Source organism: Sphingobium tyrosinilyticum, assembly GCF_042654265.1.
Taxonomy (GTDB): Bacteria; Pseudomonadota; Alphaproteobacteria; order Sphingomonadales; family Sphingomonadaceae; genus Sphingobium; species Sphingobium tyrosinilyticum.
This window is the reverse complement of the sequence record NZ_JBHSFZ010000004.1, coordinates 18,908-44,739: the sequence shown is the minus strand read 5'-3', so window position 1 is coordinate 44,739 and position 25,832 is coordinate 18,908. Positions and strand designations below refer to the sequence as shown.

Annotated in this window: 23 protein-coding genes; 15 read left to right on the top strand and 8 right to left on the bottom strand. The window is 63.1% G+C overall.

Annotated elements, in window-relative coordinates:
- Positions 1–78: 78 nt before the first annotated feature.
- A complete protein-coding gene (locus ACFO3E_RS02740; protein ID WP_380802346.1) occupies positions 79–1,671 on the bottom strand; it encodes a GMC family oxidoreductase in 1,593 nt (530 codons plus the stop codon).
- A 293-nt stretch (positions 1,672–1,964) separates the two neighbouring features.
- Between ACFO3E_RS02740 and ACFO3E_RS02735 the strand changes: the two genes are divergently transcribed.
- The 10 genes from ACFO3E_RS02735 to ACFO3E_RS02690 all read left to right on the top strand — a co-directional run bounded on the left by ACFO3E_RS02735 (position 1,965) and on the right by ACFO3E_RS02690 (position 12,345).
- Entirely contained in the window at positions 1,965–2,483 is a 519-nt protein-coding gene (locus ACFO3E_RS02735; protein ID WP_066531705.1) for an SRPBCC domain-containing protein, read from the top strand.
- Positions 2,484–2,569: 86 nt separating this feature from the next.
- Positions 2,570–3,490, top strand: a complete 921-nt coding sequence (locus ACFO3E_RS02730) for a LysR substrate-binding domain-containing protein (protein ID WP_156518668.1) — start codon at positions 2,570–2,572, stop codon at positions 3,488–3,490.
- A 107-nt stretch (positions 3,491–3,597) separates the two neighbouring features.
- Positions 3,598–4,584 carry an NADPH:quinone oxidoreductase family protein gene (locus ACFO3E_RS02725; RefSeq protein ID WP_380802342.1) on the top strand — a complete coding sequence of 329 codons (987 nt, stop codon included), beginning with the start codon at positions 3,598–3,600 and terminating at the stop codon, positions 4,582–4,584.
- Positions 4,585–4,597: 13 nt separating this feature from the next.
- Positions 4,598–6,682 carry a 3-hydroxyacyl-CoA dehydrogenase NAD-binding domain-containing protein gene (locus tag ACFO3E_RS02720; RefSeq protein WP_380802339.1) on the top strand — a complete coding sequence of 695 codons (2,085 nt, stop codon included), beginning with the start codon at positions 4,598–4,600 and terminating at the stop codon, positions 6,680–6,682.
- Complete coding sequence (locus ACFO3E_RS02715) at positions 6,679–7,881, top strand: acyl-CoA dehydrogenase family protein (RefSeq protein WP_066531000.1); 1,203 nt, start codon at positions 6,679–6,681, stop codon at positions 7,879–7,881. Before ACFO3E_RS02720 ends, ACFO3E_RS02715 begins: the two co-directional genes overlap by 4 nt.
- A complete protein-coding gene (locus ACFO3E_RS02710; RefSeq protein ID WP_380802336.1) occupies positions 7,874–8,917 on the top strand; it encodes a phosphotransferase family protein in 1,044 nt (347 codons plus the stop codon). Before ACFO3E_RS02715 ends, ACFO3E_RS02710 begins: the two co-directional genes overlap by 8 nt.
- Positions 8,908–9,954, top strand: coding sequence for an alpha/beta fold hydrolase (locus tag ACFO3E_RS02705; RefSeq protein ID WP_380802334.1), 1,047 nt, complete (start codon positions 8,908–8,910; stop codon positions 9,952–9,954). The genes ACFO3E_RS02710 and ACFO3E_RS02705 overlap by 10 nt, the downstream gene beginning before the upstream one ends.
- Positions 9,951–10,805 carry a TIM barrel protein gene (locus ACFO3E_RS02700; RefSeq protein ID WP_380802331.1) on the top strand — a complete coding sequence of 285 codons (855 nt, stop codon included), beginning with the start codon at positions 9,951–9,953 and terminating at the stop codon, positions 10,803–10,805. The genes ACFO3E_RS02705 and ACFO3E_RS02700 overlap by 4 nt, the downstream gene beginning before the upstream one ends.
- A 125-nt stretch (positions 10,806–10,930) precedes the next feature.
- Entirely contained in the window at positions 10,931–11,137 is a 207-nt protein-coding gene (locus ACFO3E_RS02695; protein WP_066531006.1) for a ferredoxin, read from the top strand.
- Entirely contained in the window at positions 11,134–12,345 is a 1,212-nt protein-coding gene (locus ACFO3E_RS02690; RefSeq protein WP_380802328.1) for a cytochrome P450, read from the top strand. Before ACFO3E_RS02695 ends, ACFO3E_RS02690 begins: the two co-directional genes overlap by 4 nt.
- On the opposite strand, the gene ACFO3E_RS02685 is transcribed toward ACFO3E_RS02690, so the two are convergent.
- Genes ACFO3E_RS02685 through ACFO3E_RS02675 form a run of 3 tightly spaced genes read right to left on the bottom strand, consistent with a single transcriptional unit; the run spans position 12,320 to position 14,078 of the window.
- On the bottom strand, positions 12,320–12,781 hold the full coding sequence (locus tag ACFO3E_RS02685) for a helix-turn-helix transcriptional regulator (RefSeq protein ID WP_380802326.1): 462 nt from the start codon (positions 12,779–12,781) through the stop codon (positions 12,320–12,322). The genes ACFO3E_RS02690 and ACFO3E_RS02685 overlap by 26 nt on opposite strands.
- Positions 12,778–13,194 (bottom strand): hypothetical protein, encoded by a 417-nt coding sequence (locus ACFO3E_RS02680; RefSeq protein ID WP_380802323.1) that lies wholly within the window; start codon positions 13,192–13,194, stop codon positions 12,778–12,780. The genes ACFO3E_RS02685 and ACFO3E_RS02680 overlap by 4 nt, the downstream gene beginning before the upstream one ends.
- Before the next feature lie 14 nt (positions 13,195–13,208).
- Positions 13,209–14,078 (bottom strand): helix-turn-helix domain-containing protein, encoded by an 870-nt coding sequence (locus tag ACFO3E_RS02675; protein ID WP_380802320.1) that lies wholly within the window; start codon positions 14,076–14,078, stop codon positions 13,209–13,211.
- 126 nt (positions 14,079–14,204) lie between these two features.
- On the opposite strand from ACFO3E_RS02675, the gene ACFO3E_RS02670 reads away from it, so the two are divergent.
- From ACFO3E_RS02670 to ACFO3E_RS02650, 5 genes are all read left to right on the top strand, one after another.
- The gene (locus ACFO3E_RS02670; RefSeq protein ID WP_380802318.1) at positions 14,205–15,926 is read left to right on the top strand and encodes a methylmalonyl-CoA mutase family protein; all 1,722 of its coding nucleotides are present in this window, start codon (positions 14,205–14,207) and stop codon (positions 15,924–15,926) included.
- Between the two features lie 5 nt (positions 15,927–15,931).
- Positions 15,932–16,360: a cobalamin B12-binding domain-containing protein gene (locus ACFO3E_RS02665; RefSeq protein WP_066531018.1), complete on the top strand. Its 429-nt coding sequence runs from the start codon at positions 15,932–15,934 to the stop codon at positions 16,358–16,360.
- A complete protein-coding gene (gene meaB, locus ACFO3E_RS02660; protein WP_380802316.1) occupies positions 16,360–17,319 on the top strand; it encodes a methylmalonyl Co-A mutase-associated GTPase MeaB in 960 nt (319 codons plus the stop codon). The genes ACFO3E_RS02665 and meaB overlap by 1 nt, the downstream gene beginning before the upstream one ends.
- The gene (locus ACFO3E_RS02655; RefSeq protein WP_380802314.1) at positions 17,316–17,915 is read left to right on the top strand and encodes an EthD domain-containing protein; all 600 of its coding nucleotides are present in this window, start codon (positions 17,316–17,318) and stop codon (positions 17,913–17,915) included. Before meaB ends, ACFO3E_RS02655 begins: the two co-directional genes overlap by 4 nt.
- Positions 17,916–18,151: 236 nt before the next feature.
- Complete coding sequence (locus tag ACFO3E_RS02650; RefSeq protein WP_380802311.1) at positions 18,152–20,542, top strand: TonB-dependent receptor; 2,391 nt, start codon at positions 18,152–18,154, stop codon at positions 20,540–20,542.
- 240 nt (positions 20,543–20,782) lie between these two features.
- On the opposite strand, the gene ACFO3E_RS02645 is transcribed toward ACFO3E_RS02650, so the two are convergent.
- Genes ACFO3E_RS02645 through ACFO3E_RS02630 form a run of 4 tightly spaced genes read right to left on the bottom strand, consistent with a single transcriptional unit; the run spans position 20,783 to position 25,663 of the window.
- Positions 20,783–21,574 carry an SDR family NAD(P)-dependent oxidoreductase gene (locus ACFO3E_RS02645; protein ID WP_225870621.1) on the bottom strand — a complete coding sequence of 264 codons (792 nt, stop codon included), beginning with the start codon at positions 21,572–21,574 and terminating at the stop codon, positions 20,783–20,785.
- A 42-nt stretch (positions 21,575–21,616) separates the two neighbouring features.
- Positions 21,617–23,041 carry an efflux transporter outer membrane subunit gene (locus tag ACFO3E_RS02640; RefSeq protein WP_380802309.1) on the bottom strand — a complete coding sequence of 475 codons (1,425 nt, stop codon included), beginning with the start codon at positions 23,039–23,041 and terminating at the stop codon, positions 21,617–21,619.
- A gap of 7 nt (positions 23,042–23,048) precedes the next feature.
- A complete protein-coding gene (locus ACFO3E_RS02635; protein ID WP_380802306.1) occupies positions 23,049–24,596 on the bottom strand; it encodes an MDR family MFS transporter in 1,548 nt (515 codons plus the stop codon).
- Positions 24,593–25,663 (bottom strand): HlyD family secretion protein, encoded by a 1,071-nt coding sequence (locus ACFO3E_RS02630; RefSeq protein WP_335676294.1) that lies wholly within the window; start codon positions 25,661–25,663, stop codon positions 24,593–24,595. The genes ACFO3E_RS02635 and ACFO3E_RS02630 overlap by 4 nt, the downstream gene beginning before the upstream one ends.
- Positions 25,664–25,832: the final 169 nt, after the last annotated feature.

Below are 25,832 nucleotides of genomic sequence, written 5' to 3'. Positions count from 1 at the left end.
CGAGGTAAACCCCGCCCAGGACGAGCAGCTATATGTCTGGTCGCCTGGCGATCTCGCGGCATGCGATCTGACGATCCCTCAAGCCTTCAGGATCATGTCGGCGGCCTTTTCGGCCACCATCATGGTCGGGACGTTGGTGTTGCCGCCCGGCACGCGCGGCATGACGGAGGCGTCAACGACGCGCAGCCCGGCGACGCCACGAACGCGGAGCTGCGGATCGACCACCGCCATTGTATCATGTCCCATGCGGCAGGTGCCCACCGCGTGTATGTCCGAAATGGCTGTTTCGCGCAGATAGGCGTCCAGCTCGTCATCGGACTGGATATTCGCGCCGGGGGCCAGTTCCTCGCCACGGAAGGGGTCGAAGGGGATCTGTGCGAAGATGTTGCGCACGGCCCGGATCGCCGCGCGGCCCATCGCCATGTCATTGGCGGTGGACAGGATGTTGGGGTCGATCGACAGCGGCGCGGAGGCGTCTGGACCAGTCAGCTTGATCTCGCCCACGCTTTCGGGGTTCAGCAAGTCGATATGCGCGAAATAGCCATGGTCCATGATGAGCTTGCGCCCCATGGCTTCATAGAGGGCCATGGCGAAATGCACCTTCACGTCCGGATATTCCGCGCCTGGCATGGTCTTTAGATAAGCGCCGATCTCCGCAGGCGGATTGGCGAGCGGCCCCTTGCGGAACAGCAGGAAGTTCGCGACCGCCTTTGCAGCGACGACCGGGTGGAAGACGTTGAAGAGCGATACGGGTTGCGTGCAATATTGCTTCACGCTGACCGCCACATGATCCCGGTAATTTTGTCCGACGCCTGGCAGGTGGTGGACAAGCGGCGCGCCCACCTGGCGCAAATGTTCGCCGTCGCCAATGCCCGAGAGCAGCAAAATCCAGGGTGAATGAATTGCGCCTGCGGACAATATCACCTCACGCGATGCGTTCGCCTGTTCCAGCTGACCGGCGCGCCGCCAGCTGATGCCGGTCGCACGCCCTTCCTCGACGATCACCCGCTCCACATGGGCGCCGGTGATCACGCGCAGGTTCGGGCGGCGCAGCGCGGGCTTCAGATAGGCGCGCGCAGCGCTCCAGCGGTAGCCCGCCGAGGCGGTGACATCGGCGGGAACAACACCTTCCCGCTGCGATCCGCTGGGGTCGTCATTATAGGGAACGCCCGCCGCCACGGCGGCATCGCGAAAAGCCTTGGCCAGCGGATTTTCGATCCCCGGCCGGGTGACAACTACAGGACCGCCGCGGCCGTGATAACCTTCTTCGCCGCCGGGCTGAAAATCCTCCAGCTTCTTGAAATAGGGGAGCACATCGTCATAGCTCCACCCTTCATTGCCGAGCTGCCGCCAGCCGTCATAATCGGCGGCAGCGCCGCGATCATAGACCATGCCGTTGATGGAGGAAGAGCCGCCAAGGACTTTGCCGCGCGGCGTGTACATCTGCCGCCCACCGGCATGCGTCTGCGGTACGCTGACATGCATCCATTGAAACATGCCGCGGTACATGATCGGCAGCAGTCCGCCCGGCGCATGGATGAAGACGCTGTTATCCTTCCCGCCCGCTTCGAGCAGCAGCACCCGATTGCGCGGATTTTCCGACAGTCGCCCTGCCAGCACGCAGCCCGCAGAGCCGCCGCCCGCAATGATGAAGTCGTAAGTGTCGGCCATGATCTCTCCCACGCGCGGCAAGCGTGCGTCTGTTTCTGCTTGTGCGTGACGCACGGACGGGGACTCGGCGGACTCCCGCTTTCTTTCCCTTAGCCTGCTTCGTCATGCGTGCTGAATTGGTCAAGATGTTACGCAGGTCAAGCCTGATCTGGGGCATTGGATGACATTGACCCGCCGATCCGCCGTGCTATCATCTACGCAAACAGCTGCATGAGTTGCAAAAAATTTGCCCGTTCGCGTGATCGAACAGGCCGCTCATGTCCCGCGCCGCTTACAAGCCGAAGGAGAAGAGGATGTCCGTGGAAAGCCTGACCGTGGAGCGGTTCGATCCCTTCGCAGTCTATGATCCGGCAACGCTGGTCGCGTCGGACCCGATCGAAATCGATGCGCCTGCCATGGTGGTCTGGAACATTCTGACCGATATGCCGCGCTATGGTGAATGGAACCCATTCTGCGTATGGGCAGAATCGACGCTGGAGATGGGCGCGCCGGTCCATATGCGGTTGGTCAACTATGCCAATCCCGGCTCGCTTGCGCCCAATTGCGAATATGTGTGTGCGTTCGAGCCCGGGCGCCTTCTATCCTGGGAAATGTATGACAGCGAAGCCTGGCCCTATCCGGCCCGGCGCGACCAGATGATCGAGGAACTGGGCGCGGAAAAGTGCCGCTACCAGTCGACCGACGCCTTTACCGGTCCCAATGGCATCCATGTCATGCGCTTTTGCGGGGATTGGGTGACGCGCGCATTCAACGACACGGCCAAGGCACTCAAGGCGCGCGCGGAAGCCATGCACCGGGGCGAACTGCGCTGATCGCGACCAGCTTTGCTTATTCCTGATCCTGCTTCTCCACGGCGCTTTTTCCGCCCATTCGGCAATTGGTGGCGCTGGGAGGCAGGGTGAGGATAACCTTACGCCAGATCGCAGTCTTCGAAGCCGTCGCCCGCACCGGCAGCGTGGCGGGCGCGGCGGACGAGATCGGCCTCAGCGCATCGGCGGCCAGCATGTCGCTCAAGGATCTGGAAACGCATCTGGGCGTGCAGCTTTTCGCCCGCTCCGGCCGTCGCATGCTGTTGACCGATCGAGGGCGGCCCATGCTGGAGATGGCGCGCGGCATATTGGTGCAGGTCGCCGATATGGAGTCGCTGTCCTTGCCCGAGGAAGTGCGCGGGCGGTTGCGAATCGGCGCGGCGGTGCCGGTGGGAGATTATGTCCTGCCTCGCCTATGCGCCGCTTTCATGCGCCGCCATCCCGGCGTCCGCGTGGAATTGCGCATCATGCCATCGCACGAGGTGATGGAGGGGGTGCGCAACATGGCGCTGGACGTCGGCTTCGTCGGTGCGCCGGTCAATAGCAGCTATCTGGAGGCCGAACCCTGGCTGCGCGATCGGCTGGTGGTGTGTGCCGCTCCGGGCCATCCGCTCGCCGGACGGGCGACGGTGCCGCTGGCGAAACTAGCGGACCAGCCTTGGGCGCTGGAAAAGACCTTATCGAGCGAGCGCATATCCTTCACGGTCGAGGCGCTGAAATCCTTGAACTCGCTTAACATCGTTTTCGAAGGCGACAGCGTCGAAGCGATCAAGCGCATCGTTGGCGACGGCGCGGTGCTCGCCTGCCTGTCCAGCCTGACCGTGGCTGACGAGATCGGGCGCGGCGAACTGGTCGAACTGGCGGTTCCCGAACTGCGCTTCACCCGTATCGTCAGTCTGGTCAGCCGCCGCGATACCGAGCAGCCGCACGCCTGCCGCGCGTTCCGCGACTTTGCCCGTCAAAGAAGCGAGGAGTGGGTGGATCAGGAAAATGACCTCTCTTTCTCATGATCCATCAGTTTTCCTGATGCTATGGGTCGGAATTTCGAAATGGTAGCATGGCCGAACAAAGCCTAATCAAGGGCTGCACGCCTGATGGCGAGGCTTAGGAGAGTGATGTGAAAGCCGTGATCTGCGAGGCGCTCGCGCCGGTTGAAGACCTTCATCATGGCGAATTCCCCGCCCCCGATGCGGGGCCAGGCGAAGTGGTGATCGACGTCGTGGCGGCGGGGGTCAATTATCCCGATGTGCTGATCGTGCAGGGCAAATATCAGACCAAGCCCCCGCTGCCTTTCGTGCCGGGCAGTGAGGCCGGCGGGCGCATCGCTGCGATCGGCGAAGGCGTGGAGGGCTTTTCCATTGGAGACCGCGTCATCGCCTTCACCGGCAGTGGAGCCTTTGCGCAGCAGGTCCGGGCGCCCGCTACTCAGGTGTGGCCAGTGCCGGACGGCGTGGATCTGGAAGTCGCGGCGGGCATCGCCATCACCTATGGCACATCCTATCACGCGCTGAAGGACCGCGCGAACCTCAAGCCCGGCGAAACGTTGCTCGTGCTGGGCGCGGGCGGGGGCGTTGGCCTGACCGCCGTGGAGCTGGGCAAGCATATGGGCGCGCGGGTGATCGCTGCTGCTTCCAGCCCGGGAAAACTGGCGCTCTCGAAGGCGCAGGGCGCGGACGACCTTATCGACTATGCGCAAGAGGATTTGCGCGAGCGGATCAAGGCGCTGACGGATGGCAAGGGCGTCGATGTTATTTATGACCCGGTCGGCGGGCCGATGAACCTGACGGCGGTCAAGAGCCTCGCCTGGGGTGGCCGCCTGCTTGTCATCGGCTTTGCGGGCGGGGAAATCCCTTCGATCCCCGCCAATCTGCTGTTGCTGAAAAGCGCGTCGGCGGTCGGCGTGCTGTGGGGCAACAGCGTCCGCGCCGATCCTGTCACACAGGGCGCCAATATGCGTGAGTTGCTCGCATGGCTGGCGGAAGGGAAGCTGAGGCCCGTCATCGATACCCGCTTCGCCCTGCCCGACGCAGTGGCGGCGCTCCAGCATCTCGAAAAGCGCAAAGTGAAGGGCAAAGTGCTCCTGACCGTCGCGCCCGCATCCTGAATAGGAATTTCGCATGTCCGATACCGTCAGCTTCCACACCCACGGCGCCATTGCCGAAGCGGTGATCGACAATCCCCCCGTCAATGCCACCTCCGCCAGCGTCCGCCAGGGCCTGGCCGAAGCGATCCGCAAGACGGAGGCCGACCCGAAGCTCGCCGCGCTCGTCATCCGGTGCGAGGGCAAGACCTTCATCGCGGGCGCCGACATCAAGGAATTCGGCAAGCCCATGGCTGATCCGGGCCTGCCCGAAGTCATGCAGATGATGGACCGTGCAACCAAGCCGATCATCGCTGCCGTCCATGGCACCGTGTTGGGCGGCGGGCTGGAGGTTGCGCTCGCTTGCCATTACCGCATCGCCGCGCCGGGCACGAAATTCGGTTTTCCCGAGGTCAAGCTGGGCCTGATGCCCGGCGGCGGCGGCACGCAGCGGACGCCGCGCCTTGCGGGCCTTGCCACCGCGATCAAGCTGGTGACGGAGGGCAACCAGATCGGCACTGACGACGCGCTGAAATCCAACCTGATCGATGCGGTCGCTTCTGGCGGCGACTTGGCGGCCGCCGCGCGTGCCTTCGCCGAGGGGCTGGTTGCGGAAGGGAAGGGGCCGCGCAGCTCCTCGACCCTGCCGATGCCCGCCGACGATCCGGCATTGTTCGAGGAGGCGCGCAAGGCGGTGGCGAAGAAGATGCGCGGACAGACCGCCCCGCTCCGTGCGCTGGACGCCATGCGCCTAGCCTATGAACTGCCCTTTGATGAGGCGGTTCGCCAAGAACTGGCGATTTTTCGCGAGTGCATGCATGGCGCGCAGTCCAAGGCGTTGCGCCACATGTTCGCGGCCGAGCGCGAAGTGGCGCGCATCCCGGGCCTTCCCGCTGACACCGCGACCCGTCCTGTCGAGCGCGTGGGCGTCATCGGCCTGGGCGTCATGGGCCGCGGTATCGTCATGGCGCTCGTCACTGCGGGCTTTCCGGTGATCGCCGTCGGGCTCGACCCGGCCAATGTCGATGCGGCGATGAAGGCGATCACGAAAATGTGGTCCTCCTCCGTCGCCAAAGGCAGCATGTCTCAAGAGGCGATGGACAAGCGGATGGCGCTCATCACCACCAGCGGCGACCCGCGCGACCTTTCCGCGACCCAATTGGTGATCGAGGCGGTAACCGAAGATCTGGAGATCAAGAAGGCGGTCTTCGCGCAGCTTGGGCAAGTGACGCAGCCGGGCACGATACTGGCGTCCAACACCAGCTTTCTCAATATCGACACGCTGGCCGAAGCTTCTGGCCGGGGCGATGATGTGTGCGGCATGCACTTCTTCAACCCCGCCCATGTCATGCGCCTGCTGGAAAATGTCCGCGCGGCCAAGACCGATCCCGAAGTCGTCGCGACGATCATGGCGCTCGGCAAACGCATCGGCAAGCTGCCGGTCCTGTCGGGCGTGTGCGATGGCTTCATCGTCAATCGCATGCTGTCCAAGCGATCGCGCGAAGGCTTCTTCCTGGTCGAGGAGGGCGCCAAGCCTGCCGCCATCGACAAGGTGCTGCTGTCCTACGGTTTCCCAATGGGTCCCTTTGCGCTAGGCGACCTTGCCGGGCTCGATGTGCAGGTCGCGGCGCGTAAGGCCCGTGCCGCCACCGCGACGGAGCGCGAATTGCGCGCCGATTTCCCTGAACAGATGGTTGCGCAACGGCGGCTGGGGCAGAAGACCGGATCGGGCTGGTACAGCTATGACGAGAACCGCAAGGCCAGCCCCAATCTGCAGACCGATGCGATGATCGCCGCCCATGCCGAGCGCCATGGCCTGACGCTCCGCGAGATTGGCGAGGACGAGATCCGCGAACGCCTGCTCTACGCCATGGTCAATGAAGGCGCGAAGCTGCTGAGCGAAGGCATCGTGCCCCGCCCGCATGAAATCGACGTCGCGCTGGTCAACGGACTTGGCTGGCCGAGCTACACCGGCGGCCCCATGCATTGGGCCGACCAGATCGGGCTGGACAAGGTGCTAGCGACGATCGAGGCGTTCCGCGCCGATCAGGGCGACGCCTATTGGACGCCCGCGCCATTACTCGTCCAATATGCGCGCGAGGGCAGGGGCTTTTACGCATGAGCTATGAGCCCAATGCCAAGACTGCAGACCTGCTGGCGCGGCTGCGCGCTTTCATGGACGCGCATATCTATCCCAACGAGCAACGCTATTATGAGGAGGTGGCGACCGGCGATCGGTGGGCGCATGTCACCCTCATCGATCAGCTCAAGCCGCTTGCTAGGCAAGCGGGGCTGTGGAACCTGTTCCTGCCCGAAAGCGGCCATGGCGCGGGGCTCACCAACCTCGAATATGCGCCGCTCTGCGAGGAGATGGGCCGGGTCCACTGGTGCCCCGCCGTCTTCAACTGCGCCGCGCCTGATACTGGCAATATGGAGACGCTGGAGCGGTTCGGGACGGAAGAGCATAAGGAGCGCTGGCTCAAACCCATGCTGGCGGGCGAGATGCGCTCCGCCTTCGCTATGACCGAGCCTGCGGTCGCCTCCTCGGACGCGACGAATATCGAAAGCTCGATCGTCCGTGACGGCGACGATTATGTCATCAACGGCCGCAAATGGTGGATTTCGGGCATGGGCGAGGCGGACTGCGCGCTCATGATCTTCATGGGCAAGACCGATCCCACCGCGCCCAAGCATAAGCAGCAGTCGATGATCCTGGTGCCGCGCGACACGCCCGGCATCACCGTGCTGCGGCCGATGACCGTGCTCGGCTATGACGACGCGCCGCACGGCCACATGGAAATTCTTTTTGAAAATGTCCGTGTGCCCACCTCCAACATGCTGCTGGGCAAAGGGCGCGGGTTCGAGATTGCGCAGGCGCGGCTCGGGCCGGGGCGCATCCATCATTGCATGCGCATGATCGGCATGGCCGAACGCGCGCTTGAGGCTATGTGCCGCCGGGTGAAGTCGCGCGTAGCTTTCGGCAAGCCGCTTGCCGAACAGGGCGTCATCATCGAACGCATCGCCAACAGTCGCATCATGATCGATCAGGCACGGCTGCTGACGCTCCACGCCGCGCACCGCATGGATACGGTCGGCAACAAGGTGGCGAAGGCGGATATCGCCATGATCAAGGTCGCCGCGCCCAACATGGCCTGTCAGGTGATCGACTGGGCGATGCAGGCCCATGGCGCGGCGGGGATCAGCCAGGACTTCTTCCTCGCGAGCTATTATGCCCACGCCCGCAAGATACGGTTCGCCGACGGCCCGGACGAAGTGCACCGCCACCAGCTCGGGCGCTTAGAGCTGGCGAAATATGACTGACGTCCGCACGCTCGACACGACGCGTCTCGCGCCGTGGCTGCGCGAGCATGTGCCGGGTGCGGGCGGCTCAATCACGGCGGAGAAATTCGCGGGGGGACAGTCCAATCCGACTTACCTGCTGTCGGTGGACAGCGCGCCGCGCTTCGTTCTGCGGCGCAAGCCCGATGGCGTGCTGCTCCCCTCCGCCCATGCCATCGAACGCGAATATCGCGTGACCGACGCGCTCAAGGACAGCGCCGTGCCCGTCGCCCCGCCGCTCGCCCTGTGCGAGGACAGCGGCATCGTCGGCACACCCTTCTTCATCATGGACTATGCGCAAGGCCGCAATTTCTGGGATGCGCGCCTCCCCGATCTTGTCCCCGTCGAGCGCGCTGCCATTTATGACGAGATGAACCGCGTGCTCGCCGCGCTCCACGCCATCGATCCGGCCGATGTGGGCCTGGCCGAATACGGCAAGCCGGGCAATTATTTCGCCCGGCAGGTGGCTCGCTGGACGAGGCAATATCGCGCGACGGAAACCCAGCGCATCGAGGCGATGGAGCAACTTATCGACTGGCTGCCCACGAACGATCCGGGGCTGGAAGCAATCCGCATAGTTCATGGCGACTTCCGGAACGACAATATGATATTCGCGCCGGACGAGCCCCGCATCATCGCGGTACTCGATTGGGAACTGTCAACGCTTGGCCATCCCCTGGCCGACCTCGCCCAGCATGTCATGGCCTGGCGCGTGCCGAGGGAGGGCTATCGCGGCCTGTCCGACGCGGACTTGCCCGCGCTCGGTATTCCCAGCGAAGCTGACTATCTGCGCACCTATGCTGAGCGCAGTGGCGCGGGCCCCATCGATCCCGCCCATTGGCGCTATGCTTTAACGCTTGCGATGTTTCGTAACGCCGCAATCCGCCAGGGCGTCTATCATCGCGCGATCAGCGGCAACGCGTCCAGCGAAGCCGCTGCCGTCCACGGCGCGCGCGCGGGCGAGATTGCGGGCCTCGCATGGCGGATAGCCTGCGGAGAGGAGGGGGCATGCCTGTGAAGGAACAGTTGATCGACGTCGGCCGCTATCGCCTGCGCGCGGTGGAGCAGGGGGAGGGCCCTCTCGTCCTGATGATCCACGGGTTTCCGGGTCTTGCCTGGTCCTGGCGGCACCAGATGGCTCCCCTCGCAGAGGCGGGCTATCGCGCCGTGGCGATCGACAGCCTGGGTTATGGCGGCAGCGATCGGCCGGCCGATCCCGCCGCCTATACGTCCGACCATATGCAGGATTACCTGATCGCGCTGCTCGATCATTATGGCGCCGCACAGGCCGTGATCGTCGGCCAGGATTTCGGCGCCCAATATGCCTGGAACCTTGCCGTCCGCGCGCCTGAAAGGGTTGCGGGCCTAGTCGCCACTATCCCCTATGATTATGACATGGCAGGGCGCGCCATGCTGGGCAGTGGGCCGCGCTACCCCGCCGACGCCCCCGCGCGACCGGAAGGCTCCTCGCCCGATCGGTTGCCTAGCGAACGCTTCGCCGCCATGGCGCAAGAGCATTTCGTTCATCTCCATTATTTCCAGCAGGTCGGTCCCGCCGAACGGGAACTGGCGGCGCGCCCCCGCGAATTTCTGGCGCGCCTGTTCTACGCTCTCTCCTCGGAAGGAGACCTGTGGAGTTGGAAGACTGCATCATCGGTGGGCAGCGGCTATTTGGATGTCCTGCCGCCCGCGCCCCCGCTCCCTTGGCCCTGGCTGAGCGAAGCCGAGTTCGACCGCTTCGTCGCGGAATATGTTGATGCCGAACCCATGCTGCGCTTCATTGGCGGCCTCAACAGCTATCGCACGGCTGACGCGAACTGGCGGATCGGGGAGCGCTGGGCCGATCATGATGTCGGAACGCCGACCCTATTCCTCTACGGCGCGAAGGACCCGGCCTTCGGCTTTTTTCCAGATTGGGAAGAAAGAATGCCGTCGCGCGTTCCGGGCTTGCGGGGCATGATCGCTGTGCCGGGCGCCGGGCATTTCGTGCAGCAGGAACAGCCCGAAGCGTTCAACCGGGCGCTGATCGCTTTCGCTGACACGGTCACGCGGTGACAACAGATTTTCGCCTGGCGGGTCATCTCGGCCTCAGCGCACCGGACCGGCCGCTGCTGGCGCATCTTGGACGCTCGGTTGATCCGGTCGATCAGATCGATGCGCTCGCCGACCATGGCTTTTCAGGCGTGCAGGACCTGTTCCTGAAGCTCCGTCCTGCGGCGGAGCAGGCGGCCATGGCGGAGCGGATGACGTTGCGCGGACTTAACCTGTCCAGCTTCGGCGGCGATCCGATGCGCTGGAACCTGCCGTTTTGGAGCGCCGAAGATGAGGTAGGCCGCGAAGCCGTGCAGGAGAGCATTACGGCAAGCTGCGCGCTCGCCGAACGCTTCGGCGTGGCAGGCGTCGTCTGTGTCGCCGGACTGGACCCCGATCGATCCCGCGGCGCGCAACTGGTGGCGATGACGGAAAATCTGAAGCGCAACGCCGAAACCGCCGCCCGCCGCGACCTGACCCTGCTGGTCGAACCGATCGCGGAAACCCGCATCGCCGGCCTGCTGCTCAACCGGCTGGAGGACACCCTTGAAATGGTACGCACCGTGGCGATGCCGTCGGTGCGGTTGCTGTTCGATACGGGCCATGTCGCCATGATGGGGCATGATGTCCCATCCGCGTTGGCGATGAGCGCGGCGGAAATTGGCCTTATCCAGTTCGCCGACGTTCCTGATCGTGTCGATCCGGGTTTGGGCCTGCTGGATTGGACGGCGATCCTGCGGCAGGTGGCGGATCAGGGTTATCGGGGCATGGTCGAATTGGAATTCGAGCCGGTGGATCGGACAGCGGAAGGCGAAGCGAACATGCTGGGACGTGTCAGGGGACTTTGCACACGCCTCGATCCCGGGTCGCTATAAGCCTGGCGAAGGTCCACGGATGTCCTGAACGGTTCCTCATGGCGGATATTGCTCCCACCTCATCATGGGCCTTCCGTCGCCACCCTGTTAAAAAGCGGCAACGATCGACCAGGAGAGTATGCCGCATGCGCGTGATCGCGAACATGAATGTCTGTCAGGGTCATGCCCGATGCGAAGACCTGTGTCCCGAAGTCTTCTCGACAGATGCCATAGAAGGCAAGGTAGTCATAGAACAACCTGAATTCCCGCCAGAACTGGAAGAAAAAGTGCGGATGGCGGTTCGCAACTGTCCCGAAGGCGCTCTTCGCATTGCGAAAGGGACGGGCGTATGAGCTTCTATCCGCAATCGCCGGTCCATATCCCGTCTGAACTGGTACTGGACTTCGACTTTTTCGACGTACCCGCTGATGTTTCCGATCCCGTGCAAATCTGGCATGGGCTGGTGCGCCGGGGCGCGCCGCCTATCTTCTATACGCCGCGCAATGGCGGGCATTGGGTATTCTTGCGCTACAGCGACATTGCCGAGGCGTATCGGAACCACGAGATATTTTCGACGCATAAGGCGCAAATTCCGCCGTTGGAGCCTTACCCGGTTCTCCAGCCCAACGGCGTGGACCCGCCGCAGCATGACGTGTTCCGCAAAATATTGGCCCCCATGTTCACGCCGCTCGCCGTCCGGCGGATGACCGACGGCTTGCAGCATCGCGCCGAGGGGCTGGTTTCCGGCTTCGCCGCCAAGAGCGGATGCGACTTCGTCAAGGAATATGCCGCCAAATTCCCGACCGGCACCTTCCTGGAATTGTTTGGCCTGCCCGAAGAGCGCTTGCCGGAATTCCTGCGCATTTCCGATACCTTCTTTCGTAGCACCGACCCGGACATTCGTGCGGCGAACCTGCTGGAAATTTTCGAGGTGCTGGAGGCGCTGTTCCGCGAAAAGGAACGCAATCCGGGCAGTGACATTGCATCCACCGTGGTGCAGTCGCGCGATGCGGACGGCAATCCTTTCCCTTGGACCGACATCATCAATTGCGGCTTTCTGCTGTTCGTTGCAGGGCTGGACACGGTCACGAATACGATGGCCTATGTGTGGCGCTACCTCGCAAAATCGCCCGATGCGCGGCAAAAGTTTCGCGATCGCCTGGACGACCCCTCCGCCTTCCTGCTGGCGATCGAGGAATTGATGCGGATCAACGCGGTGTCCAATATCTATCGCCGCGTGACTCATGATTGCGAATTCAAGGGCGTCCAGTTCCGCCGCAATGACCGCGTGGTTCTGCCCAATACCGTGGCGAACCGGGATCAGTCGGTGTTCAAGGAACCGCAGACGATCGACCTTGATCGCAAGGTGAACAATCATGTCACCTTCGGCCTTGGCCCGCATCGCTGCATCGGATCGCATCTCGCAAAGCGCGAAATCATGATTTCCCTGCAGGAATGGCTGCGGCAGATCCCGGAGTTTGAACTGGACCCGGATCAGGACGCGGAATCCGTCTTCGGCGGCCCGGTGATGGGCTTTACATCGCTGAAGCTTCGTTGGTGAGGGCGGCGGAGCGCTGCCGATATTCGCGGGGAGACAGGCCGGTCGCTCGGCGGAAGGCGCGGGCGAAGCTGTTACCGTGCGAAAAGCCGGCCTGCTCCGCCACCTGTTTCATCGGCACCTCCGCGGCGGCCAGCAGCAGCTTGGCCTGCTCGATCCGGTAGGTTTCGATATAGGCCGATATCGTCTTGCCGGTGAGGGCGATAAACTGGCGGTGCAAGTGGCGGGGGCTGATGCCGCACAGCGTGGCCAGCTCCGCAACGCCGGGCATCGGCGCGCCTGCTTCGATCCGCTCGCGCACGCGGCGAAATTGCCAGGGCGCAAGGCGGCTGGCGGTGGCAGCACCGGCGGCTTGGTGGAACACGCGGCGCAATTCGACACGGATCAGCTGAAACAGCGCTTCCATCGCTTCGGGCGATCGGCCGAGCGGATTGATCAATACTCCCTGTGAGTCAGCCGCATCAGGCTGCGCAAGGCGTCGTTCCGGATGTTGAGAAGGCCCTGGAGGAAGGGCAGTGACGGTTCGCCCTCGCCCATGATCGCGCGGCCGTGTTTGTCGTCGAACAGGCAACGGATAACACGGATCTGCCGCCCCTCCGAACGGCCGCCGATGGCGATCCCTGGATGACGTACGAACAGCGCGCCCATGAAGCAACGGCGATCGGGGGCGATGTCCGGAAAATAGGCCGACGCGTCGGCCGACATGGGGGGCAGCGACATTTCCAGCATCAGCTGATGTTCGGTGCGCTCGAAACTGACGATGTCCGGCCAATGCCATTCCACCAGTTCGAACCGCCCCCCTGGAACGTGGCAGGATTCGATGACTTTGGCGGTGAAATCGATGCCCTCCATTCACATCCCTTCCATCATCGCATCAATGCTCGCCAGGCGCCGGGCGGCCTCCCCGTTTCGCGGCGGAAGGAGGCGGAGAAGGACGGCGCTCCTGCATAGCCCAGCGCGCGTGCGATGTCCTCGATCGATCCATGATCCTCTGTCAGCATCGCCTTGGCGCGTTCGATGCGCCTGCGGCGGATCGCTGCGCCGGGGCTAACGCCCGTCGAGTGGTGGAAGCAGCGGATGAAATGATCCCGGCTGAGGCCGCAGCGTTCAGCCATGGCGTCGAGCGAGGGCGCGGCCCCCGGCGCATCGATCATCTCAAGCGCCAGCCGTAGCGCGCGGGCGGAAAGGCCGCCGCGCCGCCTGCCTGCTCGTTCCGACGCCTCTTGAAGGAAGCGGCCAAGGTCCAGCAGCAACAGTGTGACCAGTGCCTCAGCGACCGCTGGGCTGTCGGGTGCCACATGCTCCACCTCCGCCGCCAGCCGCAACATCGCTTCTTCGATCGAGGGAACATGCATGTCGAAACAGGCGCTGAGCGTCGCATCGTCAAAGGACACGTCACTTAGTGCAGGTGCGATCCGCCGATCCTCAAACCGGATGCGGAGCGTGTCGAACGCCCCTTGCCCGACATGAATTTCCATCGGCACGCGCGCTGGACGCAATGCCAGTGCGCCCATGCGTGCAAAGGGCCGCCGGGGATCGCCCGCCATCCGCCCCTCCGATCCGGTCAGCAGGCGAGAAAGCCCCAGCATCAGCACCGATTGCGGCTCTACGATCCGGATCGTCTCTTCGCGGACTTCGGGAAAGGCGCATAGTTCAATGACCGCGCCGTCGATGCGCAGCGATCGCCGCACGACATCGGCGCTCTGCCGCGCCTGCCTGATGGAAATCGCATCCATGATGCCGTCGCTTATCACATAATGCGAAATATTACGAGATCATGCGACAATCATGCAGGTGGGACGCCTCCGTCCTTGAGCGGGCGGCCAAGCGGTGGAAGCAATGGACCCAAGGAGAGTGCCCCTATGAATCGCCCGACCGGACCCATCGTTCCCGCCGCCGACGCCATCGCGCAGGAGGAGGCGCGCTGGCAGGAAAAAACCCGCGGCCCTGCCATGGGTGAACGCTCGGAGCGGCGCGATCCCTTCGTGACGCAGGCGCTGAAATGGGCGATCAAGCCGCTCTATACGCCCGCGGACCTCGATGCCGTTGGTTTCGACTATATGGCCGATCTCGGCTTCCCCGGCGAATATCCTTACACCCGGTCCACCCGCCCCAATGGTCATCGCACCGATTTCTGGACGATGACCCAGGTCACCGGCTTCGGCAAGGGCGAGGATTGGGCGAAGCGCGCGCGTTACATGCTGGATCAGGGCTTGTCCGGCCTGATCCTGGAATATGACCTTGCCACCACCAACGGCTATGACAGTGACGACCCGATCGTAGAGGGAGAAGTCGGCCGCGTGGGGATGGCGCTCGACAGCCTGGAGGATTTGGAGAAAGCCTTCGACCTGCCGTTCGACAAGCTTAAATATCTGATGAGCGTGTGCAATGCGCCGCAGCCGGTGAACCTTGCGATGATCATCGCCGCCCTGGAGAAGAAGGGCATCGATCCCCGCGACTTCGTGCTGCACATCGTCAACGGCATCTTGATCGAATATACCTGCGTCGGCCGTTACATATATCCGCCTGAACATGGATTGCGGATTGCGACCGACTGCATCGAATATATCATCCGCAATCACCCCAATTGGGCGCCGATCTCGATCATCTCCGCGCAGCTCCAGCCCGCCAAGGCTAATCCGGTGCAGGAGATCGCTTATTCGCTCGCCATCGCCTGCGCCCATATCGACGCGGTGCTGGAACGCGGGCTCGATATCGACACGGTCGCGCCCTACATCAACCACTTCGTCGTCAACGTCGACATGGATTTCTTCGAAGGCGTCTGCAAGCTGCGCGCCTTTCGCAAATGCTGGGCGCTGCTAATGAAGGAGCGGTACGGCGCATCGAAGCCCGAGGCGCTCAAGATCCGCATGATGACCTCGCCGACCACCATCGCCCTGACTCTCCAACAGCCGCTCAACAACATCGCGCGGCTGGGCATCATGGCGACCGCCTGCGCGCTCGGCGGAGCGGGGGAGGCGATGACGACCCCGCTCTATGACGAGGCCCATGCGCTTCCGGCCGAAAACGCTATCCGCGTCGGCGCCGCGATCCAGCATATCGTCGCGCATGAAACGGGTGTTGCCGAAACCATCGACCCGCTCGCCGGCTCCTATTATGTCGAAACGCTGACCAAGCAGATGGAGGACGCCGCCTTCGCCGAAATGGATAAGATCTTCGCCATGGGCGGCGCGGTGAAGGCGATCGAGACCGGCTATATCCAGCGCGCGCTCGGCCGCGAGCAATATGAGCGGAACAAGGATGTAGAGGAAGGCCGCCGCAAATGGGTCGGCGTCAACCACCTCACCCGGGCGGAAGAAGAGCGCGAGATCGAAATCTTTCGCCTCGACGATGCGATGGAGGAGGAGCAGGTCCGCAAGGTTCGCGACCTGCGCGCCCGGCGCGACCAGCCCGCCGTCGATGTGGCGCTCGAAAGGGTGCGCGAAGCCGCGCGTAGCGGCGCGAACATGGTGCCGCCCTGCCTGGAGGCGGTGAAGCTCTACGCCACGCATGGCGAAATCTGCAACGCGATGCGTGACGTCTTCGGCGTCCATAGCGCCGACAGCCAGCTGATGGGAATCTGACCAGTATGACGAATTTCACCAAACGTCCGTTGCGCGTGCTGTTGGCGAAGCTCGGCATGGATACGCATACAGTCGGCGTCACGGTCATCGGCCATGCCCTGCGCGAGGCCGGGATGGAGGTCATCTTCACCGGCCTCAAGCAGACCCCCGAAATGGTGTGCGCTGCCGCCGTCCAGGAGGATGTCGATGTGGTCGGCATCTCCACCCTGTCGGCGGGGCACACCCGCAGCCTGCCCAAGCTCGCCCGGCTGCTGCGTGAAGCGGGCGGGGGCGACAAGCTGCTCGTCGCGGGCGGTGTCATCCCTGAGGAGGACAAGCCACTGTTGGAGGAGGCGGGCGTCGATCGCATCTTCACCATGGGCTCCGACACGCGCGACATCGTTGCCTATCTCGAAAGCTGGTGGGCGCAGCGCCTTGCGGAGGACGCTGCCTGATGCTCCGCAGCCCGGCGGAGGTGGCGCAAGGACTGCTGGCGGGAGACATCGCCGCAGGCGCCCGCGCCATCCGCTGGCTCGATGATCGTGATCGACGCGGGGCGGAGGTCCTTGCCGCCATCTATCCACACACCGGCCGCGCGCAGGTGGTGGGCGTCACCGGCCCGCCCGGTGCTGGCAAATCGACCCTCACCGACGCGCTTGTCGCCGAATGGCGCAGGCGCGGCCAGCGGGTCGGCGTGATCGCCGTCGATCCGTCCAGCCCTTTCACCGGCGGGGCGATCCTGGGCGATCGGGTGCGCATGAGCCGCCATGCGCTCGACCCCGGCGTCTTCATCCGCTCGCTCGGCACGCGCGGACAGGCGGGCGGCCTGTCGCGTTCGACGCAGGATGCTTGCCTCATCTTCGACGCCATGGGCTATGACATCGTTCTCGTTGAGACCGTGGGTGTAGGACAGGACGAGATCGACGTCGTCAACCTCGCCCACACAACCGTCATCGTCGCCGTGCCGGGCTTGGGGGACGAAATTCAGGCGGTGAAGGCGGGGCTGATGGAGGCGGGCGATATCTTCGTCGTCAACAAGGCCGACCGGGACGGCCATGATGCCACGCAGCGGCAAATGGAATTGATGCTTCACCTGCGCGCTCAGGCAGTTGGGGATCTGCGCTGGGACGTTCCCCTGCTCCGCGCCGTCGCATCAAGGGGAGAGGGGGCCGCGGCGATCGTCGATGCCATCGCGGCACATCGCAGCTTTCTGGATCAGGAAGGTGACTTCGCCAGCCGCAGCCACCTGCGGGCGCGGGAACAGGTGCTGTCGCTCGTCCGCGATGCGCTAGCTTCGCGGGCGCTTGATCTGTCTGGCGAAGCCATTCTTCAACAGGTCGAAAGCCGCCGTCTTGATCCTTATGCCGCCGCCGATCGTATCGTCGCCCTTTCAGAAAAGAGTGCCGCAGCATGACCAAATCGATCTGCGCCCTGGCGCACAAGCCCGGCAGTACGCGCGAGGCGTTCCAGGCCTATTATGAGGAACATCATGTTCCGCTTGCGATCGGCCATTTCCCCTTTTCCGGCTATGCGCGCAATCATCTGACGGGTGCAGCCGATTTCCGCTGGGATACGATCAGCGAATTTTGGGCTGACGATATCGACGCGGCGGCGGCGCTCATGGCTGGCCCGATCGGCAAGATCATGGCGGAAGACGAGGAGCGGTTCATGAACCGGCCGCTGATCGCGTCAGCCGGTGTCGAAGAGGTCATTCTGTCACGAGGGAATCGTGCAGGCAGCGACGGCAGCCGTACCGCCATCCTGGTCCAGGGTCCGGCCGGGGGCGATGACTTGCGGTCCAGGCTCATGGGATGGGCGTCCGGCTTCGCGCGGGATCTGCCGGGCGTTTCAGTTGATTTCACCAGTTCCTGGACCGAATTGGCCTTTCCCGCAAAGGCCGTCGTGTGGCTGCCGGGTTGGCATGAGCAATGTTCGGTGCCTTCTGGCCTCTCCGCGGAAATCCTGCTTGTCCGCCACGTGGAAACGCCCCGCTCCCGGCTCTTGGGGTAGCCGGACGTCCGCTCCCCCCTGCGTGAAATATGCAACAGCGTAGCATATAAGATCATATGATACGCAGATGGCGACTAACCGCTTGAAGTAAGCGATATGTGCGACTAATGGAGCCCAATCGGACATGATAATTCATGTTCCGAGGCGTCGCGCGTTTTTTCCGGTGAAGTGCGTGCAGATAAGCATAAGAGCGCCGGAACAGTTGGCGATAAACAGCCATGTGTTGGGAGGATGTTATGAAGTCTATGTTGCTGGCCGGCGTTGCGGCTATCTTGGTCCCCTTCTCGGTTTCGGCCCAGGCTCAGGATCAGTCCTCGGCCACCGCGGCGCAGGAACAGGGCGCCAATCTCGGCGACATCGTCGTGACTGCGCGCCGTTCTGCGGAAACGCTGCAGGACGTGCCGGTCGCCGTTACCGCGCTTAGCGGTGATTTCATCGAGCGGCAGAATATTTCCGATCCGACCGATGTGCCGAACTTTGCGCCGAACATCACGATCGAACAGCAGCCGTCCAGCCTTTCGGCCGCGACCATCTATATCCGCGGCATCGGCAATAACGAACCTTCCGCTGTGTCTGAACAGGGCGTGGGCGTCTATTTGGACGGCGTCTATCTCGCCCGCGCGGCCGGCGCCGTGTTCGACCTTATCGACCTGGAGCGTATCGAAGTGCTGCGCGGTCCGCAGGGTACGCTGTTCGGCCGCAACACCATCGGTGGCGCGCTGCAGTTGATCACCAAAAAGCCTTCCAATGACATGCACGTCACGGCCAAGGCGGGCTATGGCCGCTTCAACGAATGGTACGCACGTGCGCGGCTCGACACCGGCTACATTGTCGGTGACGTCATCAAGGCGTCGCTCGCTTACCAGCATCGGCAGGGCGATGGTTATGTGAACAACACGCTCACCCCCTCGTCGCAGGATCCGGGCGCGCTCAACGCGGAATCGATTGCGGTAGGGCTGCAAGCCGACCTGGGCGACGTCACCGTCAATTATAATTTCGACTATGACGACCGCCGTGGCACCCCGGCCTTCTTCCAGATCGTTGCCACGACGCCGTTGGCTCAAAACTATTATTCGCAGTCGCCCAATTTCGGCGGCGCGCCTTTCCTGGTTAGCACGGAACGGCAGGGCACCGTCCAGCAGGCAGGCTTCACCGACCGCAACGGCAATTTCCGCTATGGCAGCAAGACCCGGGTACAGGGCCATGGCCTGACCATCAGCTATGACGCCATTCCGGAACTGACGCTCAAGTCGATCACCGGCTATCGCAAGTTCTTCCAGGACACGATCCTGAACCTGTCAGGTAATGGCGTGCTGCGCGGGCCAGTGGTCGATTTCACCTCGCCCACGCTCGTCTCGATCCAGGATGTCGTGCCCTATACCGGCAACAACGCGCCGCAAAAGCAGTGGCAGTTCAGCCAGGAATTCCAGGCGCTCGGCAAGGTGGGTGACTTCAACTACCTGCTCGGCATGTATTATTTCTACGAAAAATCGTCGGAATCTAATCAGCAAGCGCTGACGATCGTGACGCCGGTGGCCGGTCTGCCCTTCCTGGGCTTCCCGCAGTCGGTTGCGGACGGCATCGCCGCGCTCAACCCGGGCCTCGCCACTGTCGGTGTCAATGCTAACCCGGTCCAGGCCTTTGGCGGCACCTCGCAGTCGATGGCGGTGTTCGGACAGGTCAGCTGGCGGCCTTCGTCGCTTGATGAAAAGCTCGAAGTCACGCTGGGCGGCCGCCATACGGCCGACGACAAGACCATCTACCTGGCGGGCGACGTCAGTCCGGTGCAGCGCGGGCGCAGGAGCTTCGATAATTTCTCCTGGCTTGCCTCGGTCTCTTATGAGGTGATCGACGATGTGATGGTCTATGGCCGCGTATCGACCGGCTACCGCTCGGGCGGCATCAATCCGCGTGCTGGGGTCATCAACGGCTTCAATCCGGAAAAGGCCACTGCCTATGAAGCAGGCATCAAGTCGCAATGGTTCGACAACCGCCTCCGTCTGAACGTCGCTGGCTATGTCACCGATTATAACGATCTGCAGGTTCAGCAGTTCGCTGCTGGCAGTGGCGGTGCCACTTCGCTGATCGTCAATGCGGGCAAGGTCCGGCTGTCGGGCTTCGAAGCGGAACTGACGGCTCTGCCTTTCACCGGCTTCCAGATCGACGGTTCGGTCGGTTATGTGAAGACGGACTATAAGACCTTCCTCTTCCGCGACCCTGGCACGAACACGCTTCTGGATGTCGCTGATCAGGCGAAGCCGCTCTACACGCCGAAGTGGAACGTCCATCTGGGTGCGGAATATTCGCATCCGATCGGCGGCGGCGACACGCTGGTCCGTCTGCGTGGCGACTATTCCTACCGCACGAAGATCTACTTCAATGCGCTCAACAACACCGCGCCTTTTAACGAAAATATCGTCTCGCCCAGCCAGACCAATGTGAAGGCGCGTCTGTCGGTTGAAGGTCTCGATATGGGTGGCGGCAAGCTGGATGTGGGCGTTTGGGGCGACAATTTGCTGAACCAGAAGCGCCTGGTCTATGGCATCGACTTCGGTGCGCTCGGTTTCGCCGGCGCTACCTTTAATAAGCCGATTTCCTACGGCGTGGACGCCAAGATCAGCTTCTAAGAGCGGGGCTGTCAGAGAAGGGGCGCGAAGTGATGAACTTCGCGCCCCTTATTTTGCATGCATGATCTTGGAGGCGCGCGGAGAAGACGGTTCAACCTACTTCTAACGGCATAACCCCCAAATCTCCGTTCGCCCTAAGCTTGTCGAAGGGCTTTCCTTCCTTTTTATGGGAAAGGAACGGCTTCGACAGGCTCAGCCCGAACGGGAGAGGGGCTGTCGTGTAACGCCTCCAATTTTATTTCAGCTCACCGTCGATCCGCCATCGACGGCGATGCTCTGCCCGCTGATCCACTCACCGTCCCGGCTCGCCAGATGCGCGACCATCGCCGCAATATCTTCGACCTGGCCAAGGCGCGGAGAGCGGCCGCGCGCTAGCACTTCCTGCTGAAAGTCGGTCGGCATCGTCGCCCGGAGTTCGGGGGTGATGACGAGGCCCGGCATGATCGCGTTGGCGCGGATACCTTGTTGTCCCCAGCCGCTGGCGACATGGCGGACCAGCGCATTGATCCCGGCCTTCGCCATGGCATAGCAGGGACGCACTGGTTCGCCGACGACCGCGGCCGCCGAAGAGGTGTAGATCATCGCGCCGCCACCTCGTTCCAACAGCTTGGGCAGGGCATGGCGGGTGATGCGCAACATGCCTTTGAGGTTCACGTCCAGCGTGCGCTCCAGCACCTCGTCCGATACGGTAAGAACGTCGCTGTCGGTCATCAACACGCGCAGGTCGGCGAAATTAGCGTGCACCGCGTCGATACCGCCGAATGTCCTGACAGCCGTCTCGATCAGCGCCGCGACCGACGCATCCTCGGTGGCATCGAACTCGGCTCCCAGCGCGCGGCCGCCCTGGCTTTCGATTTCCTGCACCAGGCTGTCGATCCTGTCCTTTTCTCGAGCGGGCGACGCAGCGACGACAATTGCGCCTTCCGCCGCAAGCCGCAACGCGGTCGCCCGTCCGATACCGGTAGATGCGCCCGCCACGACGATCACCTTGTCCACCAGACGGCGGCATCCCATGGCCAAAACTTCGCTCATCCCGCCTCTCCTTATTTTGTTGTAAGTTCGTAACGATTTTGCTCAGCGGACCGCCGGGGCTGCGCTCCCCACACCCTGCCACCCGAGGCCCAACGCCTTCTGAAGACTGATGAAACTGCCGGTCAGCGCCGCCATCGCCTCTACCTTCGCTTGGGTCGCACCCAATGCCTGACGTTGCGTAATTCTATAGTTTATTATTGAAATCGTCCCGGCTTCACTCCGCTGCCGCGCCAATTCAGCCGCCGCTTTTGCCTGCTGCTCAGCTCGCACCAGATCGGCGAGGCTTTCCCGCTGACGCTGGAACCGCGACAGCGCGCCTTCTGCATCCTGCAGCGCCGTCAGTACCGCCGCCCGATAGTTGGCCGCCGCCTCGTCCCGCTGCGCTTCCGCCGCATTGATGCGCGCGCGCGCCTTGCCGAAATCGAGGAATGACCAGCTGATACGTGGCACCGCGGCAACCGTAAACTTGTCGAGATCGACCAGATCCTCTGGTGACGAACCGCCAAGACCGATCAGGCCGAGGAAGCTGATGTGCGGAAAGCGCGCAGCATCCGCCACGCCAATCCGCGCCGTCTGCGCCGCTAGCTTGCGCTCTGCCGCGCGAATGTCCGGGCGGCGTTGCAGCAGTGCCGCCGGATCACCGACCGCGACTTGCGCCGGGGGAAGGGGCGGGAGTGCGGGCGGATCGAGCAGCGCGTCGAGCGTGCCAGGCGCCGCGCCTGTCAATATGGCCAGCTTGTCCTTCAACGCATCAACCTCTGCTCGGATCGGCGACAGCCTGGCGCGTGCACCGTCGCGATCGAATTCCTGCTGCAACAGATCGCCGTGCGCGATCGTCCCGCGTTCAAAGCGTTGGCGGGTCAGCGCGACCTCTTCATCCTGCAGGGCCAGCGCCTGGGTGCCGAGGGCGAGCCGTTGCTGCCGGTCGCGCAGATCGACATAGCTTTGCGCTACCTCCGCCGACAGGCTGACGCGCGCGACGTCCAGGCTTGCTTCGCTTCCCTCGACGTCGGCGCGCGCCGCCTCCACCGCGCGGTGATGGCCGCCGAACAGGTCCAGCTCCCAACTTGCATCGAAACCAAGATTATAGAGGTCGAGCGTGGTGGCGTCGCCATCCTCCGACTGGCCGGGTAGCCGCGCCTTGGCGTAAAGCGCCGATCCGTTGATCGTCGGCAGGCCGCCGGCCTTGCGCTGGCGAAGCGACGAGCGCGCTTGGCGGATACGGGCCGCGGCGGCATCGAGGCGCGGATTGGCCGAGAGCGCCTGGTTCATCAACTGGTCCAGGATCGGATCGTGAAGAGCCGTCCACCATGGCTGCGCCGCCTCAAGCAAGCCAGTGCTGGCATCGCCCCTGACAAAGCTGGGCGGGGTGGCGGGAGTGGCAGCCACTGGCCCATGATAATCGGGTCCGGCCGTACAGGCGGCGGTCAGCAGAGGGGCGAAAAGAAGAGCGGATTTGTAGCGCATCGGCATCTCAATGTGCCGCCACGGGCGCGGCATGCTGGGGCAGCGGGCGAAGGAAGAAAACAAGCGGAGCGGTGCACAGGATGCCGATGATCAGCATCCAGAACAGGTCGATGAAGGTCATGGTCAGCGCCTGCGTCTGGATGGTCTGCTCAATCATCCGATAGGCGGCCTCACGGCTGCCCAGTGCCTGCGCCTGCATATCCACATAGCTTTGGACGTCTAGGCCGTTGGCCCGCAGGCTTTCCTCCATCCTGCGGCTGTGCAGCCAGAGCCTCTGGTCCTGCACCACGGCGATGCCCGCCAGTGCGAAGGAGCCGCCGAGGTTTCGCGCAGCATTGTAGAGGCCAGCGGCATCGCTTGCCAGCGACACCGGCACCGACCGGATCGCCGCCTGGTTGAGGAACATCATGACGCAGATAGTGCCCACGCCGCGCATCAATTGGGACTCGATAAAGTCGGTTCCCTTGGAGGAGGAGGTCAACGCGGTCTCCATATAGGCGCTGACGATCAACAGCACGAGGCCGATCAGGACCGACAGATGGATCGGCATGTTGCGGATGGCCCAAGGCATGAAGGGCATCATCAGCACCATAGGTACGCCCGACAGCAGTACGATCTGCCCTGATTGTAGTGCATTATAATGAGCGATCAGCGTCAGGAACTGAGGAATGACGTAGGAGGTGCCGTAGATCACCATGCCGATCATCATCGCCATGATGAACACCGCGCCAAATTGCCTGTCCAACAGCAGACGCAGGCGTATCACAGGCCGCTGCGCGCGCATCTGCCCTGCGAGCAGCATCGCAAAGCCGGCAACGGCCGTGATGGTGAGCCAAATGATCGTGGAGGATTCGAACCATTGTTCCCGCTCGCCTTCCTCCAGAACGACGGTAAGGCCGCCAAGGCCCAGGATCAGGCCGAACACGCCCAGCCAGTCCGCTTCGCCGATCAGGTCAAAGCGGGCGCGCTCATGGGGAAGTGCTGCGAACAGAAGGATCAGCAGAGCTATGCCGACGGGGAGGTTGAGAAAGAAGGCATAATGCCAGCTGACATTTTCGGTGAGCCAGCCACCGAGCACCGGCCCCATGATCGGCCCCAGGATCGCGGTCGCGCCGAACAGGGAATTGCCCACCGGTTGCTGGTTACGCGGCAATCGCGTGGCGATGATCGTCATTGCAGTGGGGATCAAAGCGCCGCCGGTCACACCCTGCCCAATACGGCCGGCGATCATGATCGTTAGCGTCTGCGCCATGCCGCAGATCATGGAAAAGGCCACAAAACCGACGGTGGCGATGATGAGGAAGTTGCGTAACCCGAAGAGCCGCTGCAACCAGCCTGCCAAGGGGATGATGATGATCTCCGCGACGATGAACGATGTCGCGATCCAGGTGCCTTCGGTGCCGCTCGCGCCAATTTCGCCCTGGATGATGGGCAGCGCCGAGTTGACGATAGAAATGTCCAGCATCGCCATCATAGCGCCCAAGGTACCTGCCGCAACGGCCAGCCAATCGGCTGCGCTTGCGCGCTGTTCGGCGGCAGGCAGCGCTGCGCTCACTTTGCGGCGTCCTGCCGGACCTGCTGGCGGTTCTTAAGCCGTTCGATCTCGTCCCGCGCGGAACGGGTATCGACCGAAACATCGACGGACATGCCGGGCAGCAGCAGCCTTTTTAGCGCCGGGTCTGCATCGATCGCAATGCGTACGGGTACCCGCTGAACGATCTTGGTGAAGTTGCCGGTCGCATTTTGCGGGGGCAGCAGCGAGAATTGGGCACCGGTGCCTGGCGCAACGCTGGCGACATGGCCGTGGAAGCTGATGCCGGGCAGGGCATCGACCTGGATCTCGGCAGGCTGGCCCTGGCGCATCAGGCCCAGCTGCGTTTCCTTGAAATTCGCCTCCAGATACAGTTGTTCGAGCGGCACGACCGACATCAGCCTCAGACCCGGCTGGACGAATTGTCCGGCCCGGGCCGTAAGATCGCCTACCCGTCCCGCGACACTTGCCACGACGACCATGTCCTGCACGTTGCGCTGCGCTGCCTCTAACTGCGCGCGGGCGCTCTGACCCTGAGCTTTGGCTTGCTCCACCTGAGCGCGAAGGCTGGCGATACGCCGCGTCGCGCCTGCGAGCGCTGCCTGTTGAGCCGATACGTCCTGCGCTGCTTGTGCTGCCTGGGTGCGAAGGGTGGCGAGCTTTTCGGCGGGTTCTGCGCCAGTCGCGGCGAGCGGTGCATATCTGGCGACTTCCGATGCGGCAAAGCGGGCCTTGGTCTGCACCGTGGCAAGCGCAGCGCGCGCTTGCGCGATCGCCGCTTCCTGTTCGCCGATCATCGCTTCGGCATTGGCGGCGCTTGCGGCCGCCAGATTGATCTGGGCCTGACCTTGCGCAGCCAGCGAGGGATAGTCCGGCGCCTCGATCCGCAGGAGCGGCTGACCGGCCTTTACATCTTGATTTTCCCGGACCAGCACTTGGCTGATATAGCCCGATACGCGCGCTGACACGGTAACGCTGTCGGCCTGAAGATAGGCATCTTCGGTCCTTTGCTGGTATTTGCCATAGACCTGATGGCGTATGAACCAGATGGCCCCAACGACCAGCACTGCCATAGCAGCCGTGCCAAGCACGAGACGCAATCTGCGACGCTTTTTCGGGCTTACGACTTCGCTTTGTTCCAACCGGTGTGAGACGGCATCCGCATCGGCTGTGTCTGCAATCGACCTTTGATGTTCGGTCATAAAAATCCCAATGTCGGCCTCTTTCGACGACTTAGGATTTGCTATAAAGCGAAGGCAA